Raw genomic sequence first — 946 nt, 5'->3', positions numbered from 1 at the left:
TCCTTCCGATGTGGCCGACAGACCGCTTCAGAAGGAAATCGGGCGACGCCGCGCCTCCGCCTGAGACGCCGCTCGTCCTTATCGGCCGCGACGGACGTCGCCGTGTCGTGCTCGCCACTGACGCGGCAGCGCACGCGGCCGGTCTGCGTATCGGCATGCCGGCCAGCAAGGCGCAGGCGCTCGTTCCGGGCCTGATCGTTCATGACGCCGAGCCCGACGCCGACGAGATGGCGCTCGAGCGATTGGCGCTGTGGGCGCTGCGCCGCTATGCGCCGATCGTCGCCGCCGATCCGCCGGATGGCCTCGTCATCGACACGACCGGGGCCGATCATCTGCATGGCGGCGAGGCGGCGATGCTCACCGAGATGGTGGAGCGGCTCGCCGCATCACACATTGCGGCGCGCGCCGCGGTTGCCGACACATGGGGGGCCGCGCATGCGCTGGCGCGCTTCGGCGGACGGCAGACCGCCGCAATTCCATCCGGCGAGACTGCGCAGGCAATCCTCCCATTGCCGATCGCCGCCCTTCGCCTTCCCGCCGCGACGATCGATAGTCTGCGACGGCTCGGCTTCGAGATAATCGCGGATCTTGCTGGCACGCCGCGCGCATCGCTGGCCTTGCGTTTTGGACCGGAACCCGGCCGCCGCCTCGACCAGGCCTTTGCCCGGGTGAGTGAACCGATCGAGCCGATCCGGCCGGAGGAGATCGTCGAGGTGCGCCGCAATTTTGCCGAACCGATCGGAGCGGCCGAGACGATCGCCCGCTATACCGGCAAGCTGGTAACCGCACTCTGCGCCGAGCTTGAGACGCGGGGGCTTGGCGCGCGCCGGCTCGATCTTCTGTTCTTCCGTGTCGATAACCGCGTCGAGGCGATCCGTGTCGGCACTGCAACGCCGGTTCGCGACGTGAAGCGCTTGACCCGGCTTCTCACCGATAAAATCGAGAC

The 946-nt window shown here is 68.5% G+C and carries 1 protein-coding gene; it reads left to right on the top strand.

What is annotated here, in order from left to right; all coding sequences use genetic code 11:
- The coding region (locus EN749_RS36425) for a DNA polymerase Y family protein (RefSeq protein ID WP_245491593.1) at positions 1-946 on the top strand (946 nt) is incomplete at both ends.

The sequence above is a fragment of the Mesorhizobium sp. M7A.F.Ca.ET.027.02.1.1 genome (assembly GCF_004022985.1).
Classification (GTDB): domain Bacteria; phylum Pseudomonadota; class Alphaproteobacteria; order Rhizobiales; family Rhizobiaceae; genus Mesorhizobium.
The sequence above is the reverse complement of the archived record's forward strand: the minus strand, read 5'-3'. Positions and strand labels throughout refer to the sequence as shown.